Here is a 14,853-nt window from a genome sequence, read left to right as displayed (position 1 = left end):
ACTGAGCGTCGGTCGGCACATCCGAGAAGCGCCCGCCCCCTCCGGGGGGACGGGCGCTTCTCGGGTTTTCGGGGCGTTTCGGGCGACTCGGGATGGTTCGGGCGGGGCGGCCGGGGCCGCCCCGCCCGTCGGCTCACACCTTGCGCAACCAGAACCGCAGACCGAGCGCGGGGTCGCCGTGCTCGAACAACTCCTCGTCCTCCGGCGAGCCCTGGGTGAACTGCGTCGCCAGCACCTCGTCGGCGACCTGGACGCCGTGCGCGAGCAGCGCCGACGTGGTCTCCTCCGACTCGTCCGCGGCCCACCACACCAGGATCCGGTCGGACACCTCCAGGCCGCTGTTCTTGCGCGCCTCCTGGATCAGCCGGACCACGTCGCGGGCCAGGCCCGCGAGCCGCAGCTCGGGCGTGATGGTCAGGTCGAGCGCGACGGTGGCGCCGTCCTGGCCGGCCACCGTCCAGCCCTCGCGCGGGGTCTCGGTGACGATGACCTCCTCGGCCACCACCTCGACCTCCTCGCCCTCGACCACGACGACGGCGGTGCCGGACGCGCGCAGCGCCGCGGCCAGCGTCCCGGCGTCGGCGGCGGCGATCGCCGCGGCCACCACCGGGGTGCGCTTGGCGAACCGCTTGCCCAGCGCGCGGAAGTTGCCCTTGGCGCTGTACTCGACCAGGTCGCCGCCCGCCTCGGACAGCGCCGCGACGGACACCACGTTGAGCTCCTCGGCGATCTGCTCGCGCAGTTCCCCGGACAACTCCTCCCAGCCCGCCGCGCCGATCAGCGCGCGGCCCAGCGGCTGCCGGGTCTTGACCCCGGAGTCCGCGCGGGTGGCCCGGCCCAGCTCGACCAGGCGCCGCACCAGCGTCATCTGCCGGCCCAACTCCGGGTGCACCAGCGCCGGATCCGCGGTCGGCCACGCGGCCATGTGCACCGACTCGGGCGCGTCCGCGGTGACCGGACGGACCACGTCCTGCCAGACCCGCTCGGTGATGAACGGCACCAGCGGCGCCATCAATCGGGTGACCGTCTCCAGCGCCTCGTGCAGCGTGGCCAGGGCAGCCGGCTCCGCGTTCCAGAAGCGCCGCCGGGACCGACGCACGTACCAGTTCGACAGGTCGTCCACGAACGCGGTGAGCGCCTTGCCCGCGCGCTGCGTGTCGTAGGCCTCCAGGGCCGCGTCCACGTCGCCCACGAGGGTGTTCAGCTCGGAGAGCAACCACCGGTCCAGCAGCGGGCGCTCGGCCGGGGCCGGGTCGCTCGCGCTCGGCGTCCAGCCGCCGGTGCGCGCGTACAGGGCCTGGAAGCTGACCGTGTTCCAGTAGGTCAGCAGCGTCTTGCGGACCACCTCCTGGATGGTGCCGTGCCCGACCCGGCGGGCCGACCAGGGCGATCCGCCGGCGGCCATGAACCAGCGCACCGCGTCCGCGCCGTGCCGGTCCATCAGCGGGATCGGCTCGAGTGTGTTGCCCAGGTGCTTGGACATCTTCCGGCCGTCCTCGGCCAGGATGTGCCCCAGGCACACGACGTTCTCGTAGGAGGACCGGTCGAACACGAGCGTGCCGACCGCCATCAGCGTGTAGAACCAGCCGCGGGTCTGGTCGATCGCCTCGGAGATGAACTGCGCCGGGTAGGACTGCTCGAACAACTCGCGGTTGCGGTACGGATAGCCGAACTGGGCGAACGGCATCGAGCCCGAGTCGTACCAGGCGTCGATCACCTCGGGCACCCGGACGGCCCGCCCGCCGCACGTCGCGCCGTCGCCGCTCTTGGCCCGGCAGTCGAAGACCACCTCGTCGATGAACGGCCGGTGCGGGTCCAGGCCGGACAGGTCGCGCCCGGTCAATTCGGACAGTTCGCCCAGTGAGCCGACGCAGGTGAGGTGATCCTCGTCGCACCGCCAGATCGGCAGCGGCGTGCCCCAGTAGCGGTTCCGGGACAGCGCCCAGTCGATGTTGTTGTTCAGCCAGTCGCCGTAGCGGCCCCACTTGACCGTGTCCGGGTGCCAGTTGGTGCGCTCGTTCTCGCGCAGCAGCGCGTCCTTGACCGCGGTGGTGCGGATGTACCAGGACGGCTGCGCGTAGTACAGCAGCGCGGTGTGGCAGCGCCAGCAGTGCGGGTAGCTGTGTTCGTACTCCAGGTGCCGGAACAGCAGCCCGCGCTCGCGCAGGTCGGCGACCAGCGCCTCGTCGGCCTTCTTGAAGAACTGCCCGCCCACCAGCGGCAGGTCCGGCTCGAAGGTGCCGTCCGGGCGGACCGGGTTGACCACCGGCAGCCCGTACGCCCGGCAGGTCCTGAGGTCGTCCTCGCCGAAGGCGGGCGCCTGGTGCACGACACCCGAGCCGTCCTCGGTGGTGACGTAGTCGGCGAGCACGACGAAGTTCGCGTCCTCCAGCGGCAGCAGGTCGAACGGACGCCGGTAGGCCCAGCGTTCCATCTCCCGGCCGGTGAAGCGCTCGCCGGTGGCCACCCAACCCTCGCCGAGCGCCTTCGCCACCAGCGGCTCGGCGACCACCAGGCGCTCCTCGCCGTCGGTGGCCACCACGTAGGTCACGTCCGGGTGCACCGCGGCGGCGGTGTTGGACACCAGCGTCCACGGCGTGGTGGTCCACACCAGCAGCGCGGCCTGCCCGGCCAGCGGCCCGGAGGTGAGCGGGAAGCGTACGTAGACCGAGGGGTCCACGACCGTCTCGTAGCCCTGGGCGAGCTCGTGGTCGGACAGCCCGGTGCCGCAGCGCGGACACCACGGCGCGACCCGGTAGTCCTGGGTCAGCAGGCCCTTGTCGAAGATCTGCTTGAGCGACCACCAGACGGACTCGACGTACTCGGGATCCATCGTCCGATACGCCTTGGACAGGTCGACCCAGTAGCCCATCCGGGTGGTCAGGTCCTCGAAGGCGCCCACGTGGGTCATCACCGACTCGCGGCACTTCGCGTTGAACTCGGCGATCCCGTACCGCTCGATGTCCGGCTTGCCGGAGAAGCCGAGCTGCTTCTCCACGGCCAGTTCGACCGGCAGACCGTGGCAGTCCCACCCGGCCTTGCGCGGCACGTTGTAGCCGCGCATGGTGCGGTAGCGCGGGAACACGTCCTTGAACACGCGCGCCTCGATGTGGTGCGCGCCCGGCATGCCGTTGGCCGTCGGCGGGCCCTCGTAGAAGACCCAGCGCGGGCCGTCGGCGTTCTGTTCGAGGGAGCGCTCGAAGATGTCGTTGTCCCGCCAGAACGCGAGGACCTCGTGCTCCATGGCGGGCAGGTCGACCTGCGCCGGTACCGGGCGGTACATGTGGCTTCCTTCCGCGGGCTGTGATGCGTGCCTACCGAAGGGACGAGACCGCCGTGCGCCGGTCCCGCGGTACCACCCTTCTTGGCCGCGCGCCGCGGGGGCGGGCACAACCCACTCGTGTGTGCGAGGGCCGGTTCTACGGGCCGATCCGGGATCGCATCGACCTTTCCTCCGACAGCTCCGGGGTGATCTTCACGTCGCGCACACCCCCGGGCTCACACCGTCCCCGGATCGCTGATGGCTGCGTGCGGCGCTACTCGTCCCCATCGACACCGTCTCGCTCTGCGGATTGTACGACCCGAACGGGTCGTCGTGCCTCCGACTTCACCCGCCCCCGGGTGCATAACGATCCGCTCGGGAACCGGTAACGAACGGGACACGTAGAAGAGGGATAAGCGTGGTTGCGTCTGGGCACAACCGATTTACGTCGCCGCCCCGGCGCAATCAGTGACGGGACGGCGCGTCCGGTTGTCCGGGGCGACCCATCCCTAAGCGAAACAAGGGGGCCGTGACCATGACGGATACAGAGAAGGCGACTGGCGGGCGGACGCGTCGTGCGACCACGACGGCGACGCCGCGAGCCTCGGTACGGGGAGGAACGGGACGCACCGTGAAGGCACCTGCACACGTGACTGCAACGGCCACGACCACGCTGGCGACGCCGCCCGACGGGTTCCATGAACCGACGGTCTATGTGGTGCGACCCGGTGAGGACCCGTGGGAGCACGCGGAACTGCGCGAGGTGCGCGAGGGGCTGATCGAGACCGCGCACGAGCTTCGGGCCGAGATCGCGGTCTCCGAGAACGGCATCGCCGATCTGCTGCGCGACTCCGGCGAGGGCGCGGGCGACGACCAGGCGGACACCGGGACCAAGAACTTCGAGCGCGAGCACGAGATGTCCCTGACCAACAACGCGCGTGGCATGCTGCTCCAGTCGGAGAAGGCGCTGCGCCGCCTGGCCGACGGCACGTACGGGGCCTGCGAGTCGTGTGGTTCGGCCATCGGCAAGGCACGCCTGCAGGCGTTCCCGCGTGCGACCCTGTGTGTGACCTGCAAACAGCGCGAAGAACGCCGGTAACGCCCACGCGGCCGGCGGCGCGCCGAAGGACTGGAGCGAGCCATCGGCACCGGAGCGGAACGACGGGATGACGCGGAGTCGCAGGCCCTCGCACAGGAGCCGGACACCGGGGCGACCGAGAGCGGGGCGGGCGGCGAGGAGCCGACCGCGCCCGCCGGTTCGCGCACCCGTCGATACATCCTCGTCCTGCTCGGCGTGGCGAGCTTCGCGTACGCCCTCGACCTGATCACCAAGCTGATCGTGGTGGCGAAACTCGAGTACCACGCGCCGATCGACATCTTCGGCGACTGGCTCCAGTTCCGGGCCACCCGCAACGCGGGTGCGGCGTTCGGCATGGGGCAGGGCCTGACCATCGTGCTGACGGTGATCGCCGGCGCCGTGGTCGTGGTGATCCTGCGGCTCGCGCGCAAGCTGAACAGCCTTCCGTGGGCGATCGCGCTGGGCCTGCTGCTCGGCGGCGCGTTCGGCAACCTCACCGACCGGATCTTCCGGGCGCCCAGCGTGTTCGAGGGCCACGTCGTGGACTTCATCGCGCCCAAGCACTTCGCGATCTTCAACCTGGCCGACTCGGCGATCGTGGTCGGCGGCTGCCTGATCGTGCTGCTGTCCTTCCTGGGCCTGCAGCCGGACGGCACCCGGGAGGGCGACGAGAAGGACGACGCGGCAGGCGAGGCGGCGGGCGAGGACGACGCGGCGGCCGAGCCGACTCCCGCCGGCTCGACCGAGACCGAGACCGAGAGCTCGACCGAGACCGCGACCGACACGTCGGCCGAGACCGTGAACGGCACGAGCAGGGGCGTCGCCGACGCGCCGTCCGGTGCCACCAGGGCCGCCGTCGACCCGGCCGAGGCGAAGTCCACGCGGCCCGTCGACCCGGCCGGCGCCGACCACGCCGTCGAGTCCGGCCCGGACGCCGGGCATACTCGTATCTCGTGACTGTCAATCCCGGCTCGCCCGAAATCCGTACTCTTCCCGTTCCCGATGGCCTCGAAGGCGAGCGGGTCGATGCCGCGCTCTCGCGGATGTTCGGCTTCTCGCGCACCAAGGCGGCCGAGCTGGCCGCCGCCGGGAAGGTGCAGCTCGACGGCCGGGCGGCGGGGAAGTCCGACCGCGTGAACGGCGGGGCCTGGATCGAGGTCGAGATGCCCGGGGCGCCCAGGCCCGTGCAACTCGTCGCCGAACCCGTGCCCGGCATGCGGATCGTGCACGACGACGACCACATCGTGGTGATCGACAAGCCGATCGGCGTCGCCGCGCACCCCAGCCCCGGCTGGACCGGCACCACCGTGGTCGGCGGCCTCGCCGCGGCCGGCTACCGGATCTCCACGTCCGGCGCGGCCGAGCGCCAGGGCGTCGTACACCGCCTGGACGTGGGCACCTCCGGCCTGATGGTGGTCGCCAAGTCCGAGCGCGCCTACACGCTGCTCAAGCAGCAGTTCCGCGATCGCACCGTGGACAAGCGCTACCACGCGCTGGTCCAGGGCCACCCGGACCCGCACACCGGCACCGTCGACGCGCCGATCGACCGGCACCCGACCCACGACTACAAGTGGGCCGTGGTGATGGGCGGCAAGCCCAGCGTCACGCACTACGACACGATCGAGGCGTTCCGCGCCGCGAGCCTGCTGTCGATCAAGCTGGAGACCGGCCGCACCCACCAGATCCGGGTGCACATGGCGGCGCTGCGGCACCCGTGCGTGGGCGACCTGACCTACGGCGCGGACCCGACGCTGTCCAAGCGGCTGGGCCTGGAGCGCCAGTGGCTGCACGCGGTGAGCCTGGCCTTCGAGCACCCCGGCGACGGCACGTGGGTGCAGTACGAGAGCGGCTACCCCGCCGACCTGACCGCGACTCTGGAGCGGGTCACCGACCGCTGATCCTCCCCCTTCACCCTGTGCCGACGCCGTGACACCGATGCCTGCGGATCGGTGAATCGGCGGAGATTCGGGGAACGCTCCAAGATCGAATCGCGGTCGATCGGTCTGGGGGCGGAGTGGGTCAGCTCACGCTGCTGTTCCTGTTGATGTTCGGCACGGTCGTGGTCGTGCCGCTCGCGGGGCGACTGCGGCTGCCCTTCCCGGTGCTGCTCACCCTGTACGGCGTGCTGCTGGGCTGGCTGCCGTTCGTGCCGACCCTGCGGATCGATCCCGACCTGCTGTTGCCGCTGTTGTTGCCGCCGCTGCTCTACGCGGCGGCGCAGCGCTCCAGTTGGCGCGAGTTCGCCGCCAACGCCCGCCCGATCCTGCTGCTCGCGGTCGCGCTCGTCCTGGTCACCACGGCCGCGGTGGCGGCGGTGGCGAACGCGATGGTGCCGGGGCTGCCGTTCGCGGCCGCGGTCGCGCTGGGCGCGTTGGTCGCGCCACCGGATCCGGTGGCCGCCACGGCGGTGGCCGGGAGCCTGAGACTGCCCCGGCGCCTGGTGTCGATCCTGGAGGGCGAGGGGCTCTTCAACGACGTCACCTCGCTCGTGCTCTACCAGGTCGCGGTCGCGGCCGTGGTCGGCGGCACGTTCTCGCCGGTCGAGGCGGTGGGGATGTTCGCGCTGTCCGCGGTGGTCGGCGTCGGGATCGGCTTCGCGGTCGGCCTGGCCGGTCGACTGCTGCTCGGCCGGCTCGACGAGCCCACCCTGCAGACCCTGCTCACCCTGCTGGTGCCGTTCCTGGCCTACGTGGTCGCCGACGAACTGCACGGCTCCGGCGTGCTCGCGGTCCTGACCACCGCGTTCTACCTGGGCTCGGTCGCCGAGGACGCGGACAACGTGGTCGGCCGGCTCACCGGGCGCTCGTTCTGGGAGGTCGTCGACCTGGTGGTCACCGGCGTCGCGTTCGGCGTGATCGGCCTGGAGATGTGGGAGATCTTCCACGACCTGCGCGGCGACCGGGTCCGGCTGTTCTGGGAGGCCGGCGCCGTGGTCCTGGTGCTGATCGTGATCCGCGGCCTGTGGTTGTTCCCGGTCGCGGCGCTGGCCCGACGGCTGCACAACCGACTGCCGACCACCGGCGAGACGCAGACCCCGGACCCGCGCGAGACCGTCGTGGTGTGGTGGGCCGGCATGCGCGGCGTGGTGACCATCGCGCTGGCGCTCGCGCTGCCGCTGACCACCGACGCCGACGAGGCGTTCCCCGAGCGACAACGGCTGATCGCCATCGCGTTCTGCGTGATCGTGGTGACCCTGCTGCTCCAGGGGGTCAGCCTGCCCTGGCTGGTGCGCCGGCTCGGGGTCGCCGAGGAGGACGAGGCGGAGGGCCGCGAGGAACGCGCCATCGTGGCCGCCGCGACCAAGGCGGCGCTGGGCCGGTTGCGCGAACTGGACGAGGAGCGCGACCTCCCGGACGAGATGGTGCAGCGGCTGCGCGCCCGGCAGAAGGCGATGCTCGCCGAGCTCAGGCCGGAGGGCGCGACCGAGGAGTTGGCCGACGCGGTGGTCGAACGCTCCCGACGGATCAAGTTGCTGCACGAGATCGAGGCGGAGATGACCGCCGCCGCGCGCCGCGAGGTGATCGCGGCCCGGAGCCGGCGCGGGGTAGACCCGGCCGCCGCCGACCGGGTGCTGCGCCGCCTGGACCTGCGCAGCATGCGCTGAACCCGGCGTCGGCGCCCGGTACGGTTGACCCTTTGTCCGATGGTTTCCCGCATCCCGTCCCCGGAAGGACCCCCACGTGGCCCGCATCGTGCTGTTCCACTCGGCCTATGGGCTGCGCCCCGCCGTACACGCCGCGGCCGAGCGGCTGCGTGCGGACGGGCACGAGGTGACCGTGCCCGACCTGTACGACGGGCGTCGCACCGAGTCGGTCGAGGAGGGCATGGAGATCAAGGACGAGATCGGCGCGGACGAGTTGATCCGCCGAGCCGTGAAGGCGGCCGCCGGGCTCGGTCCCGGGCTGGTCTACGCGGGCTTCTCGCTCGGCGCCTCGATCGCCCAGAACGCCGCGTTCGCGGACTCCTCGGCGGCCGGGCTGCTGATGTTCCACGGCACCTCCGACCTGCGCGAGGACGCCCGCACCGAGGTTCCGGTGCAGTTGCACGTGGCCGAGCCCGACCCGTTCGAGACCGAGGACTGGCTCGGCACGTGGTACCTGGGCATGCGCCGGGCCGGCGCGGACGTGGAGATTCACCGCTACCGCGGCGCCGGCCACCTGTTCACCGATCCGGAGCTGCCGGACTACGACCGCGAGGCCGCCTCGCGCGCCTGGGCGATCGCCTCGGACTTCCTCAGCGAGATCGACTCGGCCGCGGCCGCCGCGGCGGCCAACGACTGAGGCTTCTTGGCCAGGTCGACGTACTTGCGCGGGCCGGTCTGCGCGGGCACCTGCACGGCCGGCTGGGCCTTGGCGAAGCGTCCGTTGCCGCTGTACGGGCCGACCGCCTCGTTGCCCAGCGGCGCGGGCGCGGTGGCGATCCGGGGCAGCGCGTACGGGTGCTCGCAGCGCAGGTAGTCGAGCAGCTTCTCGCGCACCTCGCAGCGCAGCGTCCACAGGTCGTCGGAGTCGCGCGCGGTCACCACGGCGCGGACCAGGATCGTGGTCGGCGTGGTGTCGGTGACGTACAGGCTCCAGCCCTGGCCGTCCCACAGCCCGGTGTCCTTGAGGATGCGATGCAGTTCCTCGCGCAGCTCGGCGACCGGCGCGGAGTGGTCCAGGTGCAGGAAGACGGTGCCGGTCATCCGGATGTCGGTGCGCGACCAGTTCTCGAACGGCCGGGAGGTGAAGTAGGAGACCGGCATAACGATCCGGCGCTGGTCCCACGTGTTCACCACCAGGTAGGTCAGGGTGATCTCCTCGATCGTGCCCATCTCCTGGTTGACCACGACCGAGTCGCCGATCCGGACCATGTCGCTGAAGGCGATCTGCAGTCCCGCGAACAGGTTGGCCAGCGCGCTCTGCGCGGCCAGACCGGCCACCACGCCGAGCAGACCGGCGGAGGCCAGCAGGCTGGTGCCGATGGTCTTCATGCCCGGGAAGGTCATGATCATCGCCGCGAAGGTGATGATGCCCACGATCGCCACGGCGGTCCGGCGGATCAACGCGATCTGGGTCTGGATCCGGCGTACCCGGCCGGTGTCCGTCGCGTTCGCCGCGTAGCGCTCGAACGAGGTGTTCACCAGCAGGGTGACCGCGTGCACGATCAGCCACGCGCACGCGGCGATCACGGTGAGGACCAGGATGTGCCGGACCATCCCGCGACTCTTGTCGGGCAGGGCCGCCGCGGGTTCGGCGAGCAACAGGACCGAGGTGCCGAGCGTCGCCACGATCGACGCACGGCCGCGCCGCATCATCGACCAGAGGGGTCCTGTCAGCGGCTTGCGGGTCTGTACTTCGCGGGCCAGGCGAGCCATTCCCCAGGTCACCAGACCCGTGAAGGCGATCACCGAGACGAGCACGATCAAGGGGCGAAGTATGTGCCACACGTCCACGTCGAGAGCCTCCTAGGGGGCTTGTGGTCAAACCCGTACGGTACCCGAGCGGGACGGGCTCACCCACGCGTCCGTCCCGCGCGCGCCGGCCACCGCAGCCCGCGCGGGGCGCTAACGTGCGAGTCAGGCAGTGGACCGTACGGAGGACCCGCGATGTCCAAGTGGACCAGGATCGGCAAGGCCGGATTCGGCGCGGTGCGGCGCGGACAACGCTTTCGCAGCGCGTCCCGGGCGGCGGCGGAACGTTCCGCCGCCGGTGGTGCGACCGCGTTCGACCCGGACGTGGACACCCGGTTGACCCCGCGTCAGGCGGCGCTGCTGATCCGCTATCTGGCGGGCAAGGTGGTGCTGGGCCGGCTGGAGTTCGTGTTTTTGCTCAAGTACCTGCTGCTCGTGACGGGCCTGCCGCTGCTGTTCCTGTTCCCGCCGGCGGGAATCGTGCTGCTGGTGCTGTTCGGCCTCGCCGCGCTGGTGCAGTGGGTGATCGCGCGCGGGATCGGTCGGCTCGCCGCCTTCCACCGCCTGGGCGCGGCGGAGAACGAGATGACCGACGCGGCGACGGTGTGGTGGCCCAACCTCAAACGGGAGGTCGAACGGGTGGGCCTGCCCAGCCGGCCGCTCGCGCTGCTCAAGGTGGCCGCCGCCCGGGTCGGCCGCCGCCTGGACCCGGAGCGCGAGGCCGCGTTCGCGGCGATCGACTGGCGTGCGGTGATCCCGCGCGAGCAGTGGCAGCGGGCCCGGGTGCTGCTCGCCAAGGAGGCGGGCGGCCGGGCGGGCGAGGGGACCGCGTAGAGTCGTCTCGTCGTGTGTCACCCGGCCGCGCACTCGACGCGGGTCGCACGCCATCTCCACCACCTTCAGGACGACGCGCGGGGTCGGATGTACAAGCTGCCCGGAACGGACGAGCGGAGCGTGACCATCCCCGGCGAGCGCGCGAGGGCCGAACCGTGCTTCACGGTGCGCGGGCTGACCAGGACATATCGCACCGGGCGTCGGAAGAGCCGGCACGTGCTGACCGCGAACGACGCGATCGACCTGGACGTGCGCCGCGGCGAGATCTTCGGCCTGCTCGGCCCCAACGGCGCGGGCAAATCCACCCTGGTCCGCCAACTCACCGGCCTGCTGCGACCGGACACCGGCACGATCGACCTGCTCGGCCACGACCTGGTGCGCCGCCCCGAGATCGCCGCCCGGCTGGTCGCCTACCTCGGTCAGGAGTCCGGCGCGCTGGACGAGTTGACCGTCGCACTGGCGATCGAGACCACCGCCCGGCTGCGTGCCCTGGACGCCGCGCGGGCCCGGGCCGAGCGGGACGCGGTACTCGAGGAACTCGACCTGGGTGCGATCGCGGACCGACCGCTCAAGAAGCTCTCCGGCGGCCAGCGCCGACTCGCGTGCGTTGCCACCGCGCTGGTCGGCGCCCGCCCGGTGCTGGTCCTGGACGAGCCGACCACCGGCATGGACCCGGTCGCTCGCCGCGCGGTGTGGGCCGCGGTGGATCGCCGCCGGGCCGAACAGGGCGCCACCGTGCTCCTGGTGACGCACAACGTGATCGAGGCGGAGACGGTGCTGGACCGGGTCGCGGTGCTCGACGAGGGCCGGGTGATCGCGTGCGACACGCCCGGCGGACTCAAGGCCATGGTCGGCGACGAGGTGCGGCTCGATCTGGTCTGGCGGGCCGACCCGCCGATGGACGACCCGGCGGTGAGCATGCTCGCGCAGACCGCGGTGCGCACCGGCAGGCGGTGGAGCACCCGGATGGAACCGGGGGTGGCCCGCGAACTGCTCGCCGGCGTCACCTCCGGGCCCGCGTTCGAGGCGCTCGACGACTTCACGCTGTCCACGCCGAGCCTGGAGGACGTCTACCTCGCGCTCGGCGGGCGCCACCAGGGACTGGTCAAGGGATGAGAGTGTCGACACCGGTGAGTGCAGCGAGCATCGAGGCCGTGCCGGCGAATCCGGCCGAGGCGGTGGTACCCGCCCCGGCCACGTCGCTCGGCGCGGGGCTGCTGACCGTCTACCGCGCGCAGTTGTCCCGGGTGCGGGTCTCCCGGGTCCCGCTGCTGTTCGTCGCGGTGTTCCAGTCGGTCGGCATCATGATCCTGATGCGCGGCGTGGTGGACACCGGCAGCGACAGCGCGCGCCAGGCGGTGGTCGCCGGCTCCAGCGTGCTCGTGGTCGCCTTCGTGGCGCTCAACCTGCTCGCCCAGCACTTCGGCAACCTGCGCGCGGCCAACGCGCTCGACTACTACCTGACCCTGCCGGTACGCCCGGCCGCAGTGGTGCTGGGCATCGCCGCCGCGTACGCGTCCTTCACGCTGCCCGGCACCGTGGCCACCGCCGTCATCGGCGCGCTCATGTTCCAACTGCCGCTGGCCAACCTGTGGGTGCTGCTCCTGGTCGTGCCGCTGTCCGGCGCGGCGCTGGCGGGCATCGGCGCGGTGCTCGGCCTGCTCGCGCCGCGTCCCGAACTGGCCACCCTGCTCGGCCAACTGGGTATGTCCGCCGCGCTCCTGCTCGGCGTGCTGCCCGAGGACCGGATGCCCGACGCGATCGTGTTGGCCCGCGATGTGCTGCCGTCCTCCTACGGTGTGGACGCGTTCATCGCCAGTTACGGCGACCCGGACTGGGCGGCGGTGGCGGGCAACCTCGCGGTGTGCGCGGCGGTCGGCGTGGTGATGCTCTCGTCGGCCACGTGGTCCTTCCGGCGCAGTACCCGCGCGTAGCGCTCCGGCCCTCGTCGCCGCGACCACCAGACACACCGCCGCGCGGGGTCGTCCCGCCGGCTCGATCCGCACATGGGACGCTGACCAGATGACGTCTGCCGGGGATTTCGCCCCCTACCCCTCGCCCGAGGGCGCGCACGTGGGCTTCGCGCCCGGGCCCGAGGCGCCCCCCACGTTGTGGCGGCGCTATCGCGCCGACGCGGTGGCGTTCGCCGTCGTGGTCGCGGCGTGCCTGGTCGTGGGGGCGATCGTGGGCCTGATCTGGGAGCAGATCACGCCGCGCGTACCGCTGCTCGCGACGCAGGAGGGGGTCTTCCAGACCTCACCGGAGACCGAGACCTCGATCGCGCTGGACGGTTGGTTCGCGGTGTGCGGCGTGATCGCGGGCATCGTGCTGGCGCCGCTCGCGTTCTGGCGCTTTCGCCGGCAGGGCGTGGCCACCGCGCTCGCGCTGACCGTCGGCGGGCTGGCCGGGTCCTATCTGGCGTTCAAGGTCGGCGTGCGGCTGGGGCCGGACGGGATCATGGAGCAGGTGCGGCGGATCGGGCTGGGCAAGCGGTTCGACCAGCCGCTCGACCTCAAGGCCAAGGGCGTGCTGCTGTTGTGGCCGATCGCGTCGATGGTGATCTTTCTGGGGTTGTCGGCGGGGTTCGCGCCGGCGGATCGGGAGGAACCGGTGGCGGGTCCGGGGCCGTACGGGTGGCCGCCTTCTCCGCCGGGCGGGCAGGGTTTTCCTTGGGCGCACACGGCTGCGCCTCTGCCGCGTGTGGATTTGACCAAGCGGGACTCGGACGAGGGCTGAATCCGGCCGGGGCGGGGTTGGCCGGCCTGCGGCCCGCTGGGCCTCAAGCGCCGGCCGGGCTGTTTGTGCTCAGGCGCCGCACGGGCTGTTTGGCCTCAAGCGCCGGCCGGGCTGATTGGCCTCAAACGCCGGCCGGGCTGGTGTGCTCAGGCGCCGCACGGGCTGTTTGGCCTCAAGCGCCGGCCGGGCTGTTTGTGCTCAGGCGCCGCACGGGCTGGTGTGCTCAGGCGCCGGCCGGGCTGATTGGCTCGAGTGCGCCGGCGGCTGGTGTGGTCGAGCGCCGCATGGGGTGGGTTCAGCCCGGCCGGTGTTTCAGGTCGGGGGTCAGGTTCGGCTCACGCTTGCGGTGGTTGCGGTGGTGAGGCGGATCAGGTCGGTGGGGGCGAGTTCGATTTCCAGGCCGCGGCGGCCGGCCGATACGTAGATCGTGGGCAGGGTGAGGGCGGAGTCGTCCAGCACGGTGGGGTGTCGGCGCTTTTGGCCCAGTGGGCTGATGCCGCCCAGCACGTAGCCGGTGGCCCGTTCGGCCGCGGCGGGGTCCGCCATCGCCGCGCGTTTGCCGCCGACCGCCGCCGCGAGCGCCTTGAGGTCGAGTCGGCCCGCCACCGGGACCACCGCGACCGTCAGCGCACCGTCCACGTCCGCCAGCAGCGTCTTGAACACCCGCTCCGTCGGGACGCCGAGCACGGACGCGGCCTCCTCGCCGTAGGACGCCGCGTTCGGGTCGTGCTCGTACGCGTGCACCCTGAACGTGACGCCCTCGCGGGTCAGCGCCACCGTCGCCGGCGTGCCCTGTCCGCCCTTGCTCCTGCCCTTCGCCATGTCGGCGACCCCTCGATCGGTCAGTTGGGTTCGATGCTCTGCCGCAACAGCTCGACCGCCGGCAACGACGGCAGCCGGTCCAGCAGTGCCGCCTCCCGGCGCAGCAGCTCCACCTCGGCGGTCAACCGGGTGGTCGCGTCCTCGGCTTCCAGGAGCCGCTGCTTGTCGTGCGGGTCGAGCACCACCGCGGCGGCCACCAGGTAGGACAGCACCACCGGGTCGTCCGGCAACTCCGGCAGGCTCATCGGGGTGCGCTGCTGGGCCGAGAGCAGCCGACGCTGGTACTCGGCGAACGCCCGGGTCGCGGCCAGACCGAGCACGTCGGCCCGCTCGCCGACCGGGTCCTCCAGGTACTCCACCTCGGCGTACAGGTACGGACCCGAGTCGTCCACGGACACCAGCCGGAACCGGGTCGCCCCGGTGGCCACCAGGTCGTAGCGGCCGTCCTCGTGCGTCTTGATCGTGGCGATCTCCGCCGTACAGCCCACCGGGTGCAGGACGTCGAGCGGATCGCCCTGGATGTCGCCCACCTCGCGCCCGGTACGCAGCGCGACCACCCCGAACCGCTGCTCCGCCTGGGGCAGCACCTCCAGGTCCCGGACCAGCGTGCGGTACCGCTCCTCGAAGATGTGCAGGGGCAGCACCAGACCCGGATAGAGCACCGAGTTGAGCGGGAAGAGCGGAAGCCGGTCGGTCACGGTGACCAAGAGTAGGGCCTGACCGCCGGAC

The 14,853-nt window shown here is 71.9% G+C and carries 12 protein-coding genes and 1 pseudogene; 9 read left to right on the top strand and 4 right to left on the bottom strand.

Annotated features, from left to right (window positions below; genetic code table 11):
* Positions 1-133: 133 nt before the first annotated feature.
* Complete coding sequence (gene ileS / locus ACIRL2_RS11670; RefSeq protein ID WP_395862447.1) at positions 134-3,283, bottom strand: isoleucine--tRNA ligase; 3,150 nt, start codon at positions 3,281-3,283, stop codon at positions 134-136.
* A gap of 628 nt (positions 3,284-3,911) precedes the next feature.
* On the opposite strand from ileS, the gene ACIRL2_RS11665 reads away from it, so the two are divergent.
* The 5 genes and pseudogenes from ACIRL2_RS11665 to ACIRL2_RS11645 all read left to right on the top strand — a co-directional run bounded on the left by ACIRL2_RS11665 (position 3,912) and on the right by ACIRL2_RS11645 (position 8,620).
* Positions 3,912-4,361, top strand: coding sequence for a TraR/DksA family transcriptional regulator (locus ACIRL2_RS11665; protein ID WP_395862449.1), 450 nt, complete (start codon positions 3,912-3,914; stop codon positions 4,359-4,361).
* Positions 4,362-4,391: 30 nt separating this feature from the next.
* A pseudogene (gene lspA / locus ACIRL2_RS11660) lies at positions 4,392-5,009 on the top strand (signal peptidase II); the annotation flags it as partial.
* 284 nt (positions 5,010-5,293) lie between these two features.
* The gene (locus tag ACIRL2_RS11655) at positions 5,294-6,238 is read left to right on the top strand and encodes an RluA family pseudouridine synthase (protein ID WP_395862450.1); all 945 of its coding nucleotides are present in this window, start codon (positions 5,294-5,296) and stop codon (positions 6,236-6,238) included.
* A gap of 116 nt (positions 6,239-6,354) precedes the next feature.
* Complete coding sequence (locus ACIRL2_RS11650; RefSeq protein ID WP_402231740.1) at positions 6,355-7,944, top strand: Na+/H+ antiporter; 1,590 nt, start codon at positions 6,355-6,357, stop codon at positions 7,942-7,944.
* A gap of 76 nt (positions 7,945-8,020) precedes the next feature.
* Positions 8,021-8,620, top strand: a complete 600-nt coding sequence (locus tag ACIRL2_RS11645) for a dienelactone hydrolase family protein (protein WP_402231739.1) — start codon at positions 8,021-8,023, stop codon at positions 8,618-8,620.
* Here the strand turns inward: ACIRL2_RS11645 and ACIRL2_RS11640 are convergent.
* The gene (locus tag ACIRL2_RS11640; RefSeq protein WP_395862794.1) at positions 8,524-9,768 is read right to left on the bottom strand and encodes a mechanosensitive ion channel family protein; all 1,245 of its coding nucleotides are present in this window, start codon (positions 9,766-9,768) and stop codon (positions 8,524-8,526) included. The genes ACIRL2_RS11645 and ACIRL2_RS11640 overlap by 97 nt on opposite strands.
* 159 nt (positions 9,769-9,927) lie before the next feature.
* Here ACIRL2_RS11640 and ACIRL2_RS11635 point away from each other — a divergent pair, with 159 nt between their 5' ends.
* The 4 genes from ACIRL2_RS11635 to ACIRL2_RS11620 all read left to right on the top strand — a co-directional run bounded on the left by ACIRL2_RS11635 (position 9,928) and on the right by ACIRL2_RS11620 (position 13,302).
* On the top strand, positions 9,928-10,566 hold the full coding sequence (locus ACIRL2_RS11635) for a hypothetical protein (RefSeq protein WP_395862456.1): 639 nt from the start codon (positions 9,928-9,930) through the stop codon (positions 10,564-10,566).
* An 87-nt stretch (positions 10,567-10,653) separates the two neighbouring features.
* Positions 10,654-11,682, top strand: a complete 1,029-nt coding sequence (locus tag ACIRL2_RS11630; RefSeq protein ID WP_395862458.1) for an ABC transporter ATP-binding protein — start codon at positions 10,654-10,656, stop codon at positions 11,680-11,682.
* A gap of 14 nt (positions 11,683-11,696) precedes the next feature.
* Entirely contained in the window at positions 11,697-12,500 is an 804-nt protein-coding gene (locus ACIRL2_RS11625; protein WP_402231738.1) for an ABC transporter permease, read from the top strand.
* An 88-nt stretch (positions 12,501-12,588) separates the two neighbouring features.
* The gene (locus ACIRL2_RS11620) at positions 12,589-13,302 is read left to right on the top strand and encodes a hypothetical protein (RefSeq protein ID WP_395862461.1); all 714 of its coding nucleotides are present in this window, start codon (positions 12,589-12,591) and stop codon (positions 13,300-13,302) included.
* 324 nt (positions 13,303-13,626) lie between these two features.
* Here ACIRL2_RS11620 and ybaK read toward each other — a convergent pair whose 3' ends face one another.
* Both ybaK and ACIRL2_RS11610 read right to left on the bottom strand, forming a co-directional pair.
* Positions 13,627-14,124 (bottom strand): Cys-tRNA(Pro) deacylase, encoded by a 498-nt coding sequence (ybaK, locus tag ACIRL2_RS11615; protein ID WP_402231736.1) that lies wholly within the window; start codon positions 14,122-14,124, stop codon positions 13,627-13,629.
* A 20-nt stretch (positions 14,125-14,144) separates the two neighbouring features.
* On the bottom strand, positions 14,145-14,831 hold the full coding sequence (locus tag ACIRL2_RS11610; protein ID WP_402231735.1) for an LON peptidase substrate-binding domain-containing protein: 687 nt from the start codon (positions 14,829-14,831) through the stop codon (positions 14,145-14,147).
* Positions 14,832-14,853 lie beyond the last annotated feature (22 nt).

This window comes from Embleya sp. NPDC127516, assembly GCF_044765325.1.
GTDB lineage: Bacteria > Actinomycetota > Actinomycetes > Streptomycetales > Streptomycetaceae > Embleya.
Note: the sequence above shows the minus strand (reverse complement) of the source record. Positions and strands in the feature narration are given on the sequence as shown.

Bases quoted from the DNA above. Each gene is read 5' to 3' on its own strand.
- ileS (WP_395862447.1), bottom strand. From the start codon at position 3,283: ATGTACCGCCCGGTACCGGCGCAGGTCGACCTGCCCGCCATGGAGCAC.
- ACIRL2_RS11635 (WP_395862456.1), top strand. From the start codon at position 9,928: ATGTCCAAGTGGACCAGGATCGGCAAGGCCGGATTCGGCGCGGTGCGG.
- ACIRL2_RS11630 (WP_395862458.1), top strand. From the start codon at position 10,654: ATGTACAAGCTGCCCGGAACGGACGAGCGGAGCGTGACCATCCCCGGC.
- ACIRL2_RS11620 (WP_395862461.1), top strand. From the start codon at position 12,589: ATGACGTCTGCCGGGGATTTCGCCCCCTACCCCTCGCCCGAGGGCGCG.
- ybaK (WP_402231736.1), bottom strand. From the start codon at position 14,124: ATGGCGAAGGGCAGGAGCAAGGGCGGACAGGGCACGCCGGCGACGGTG.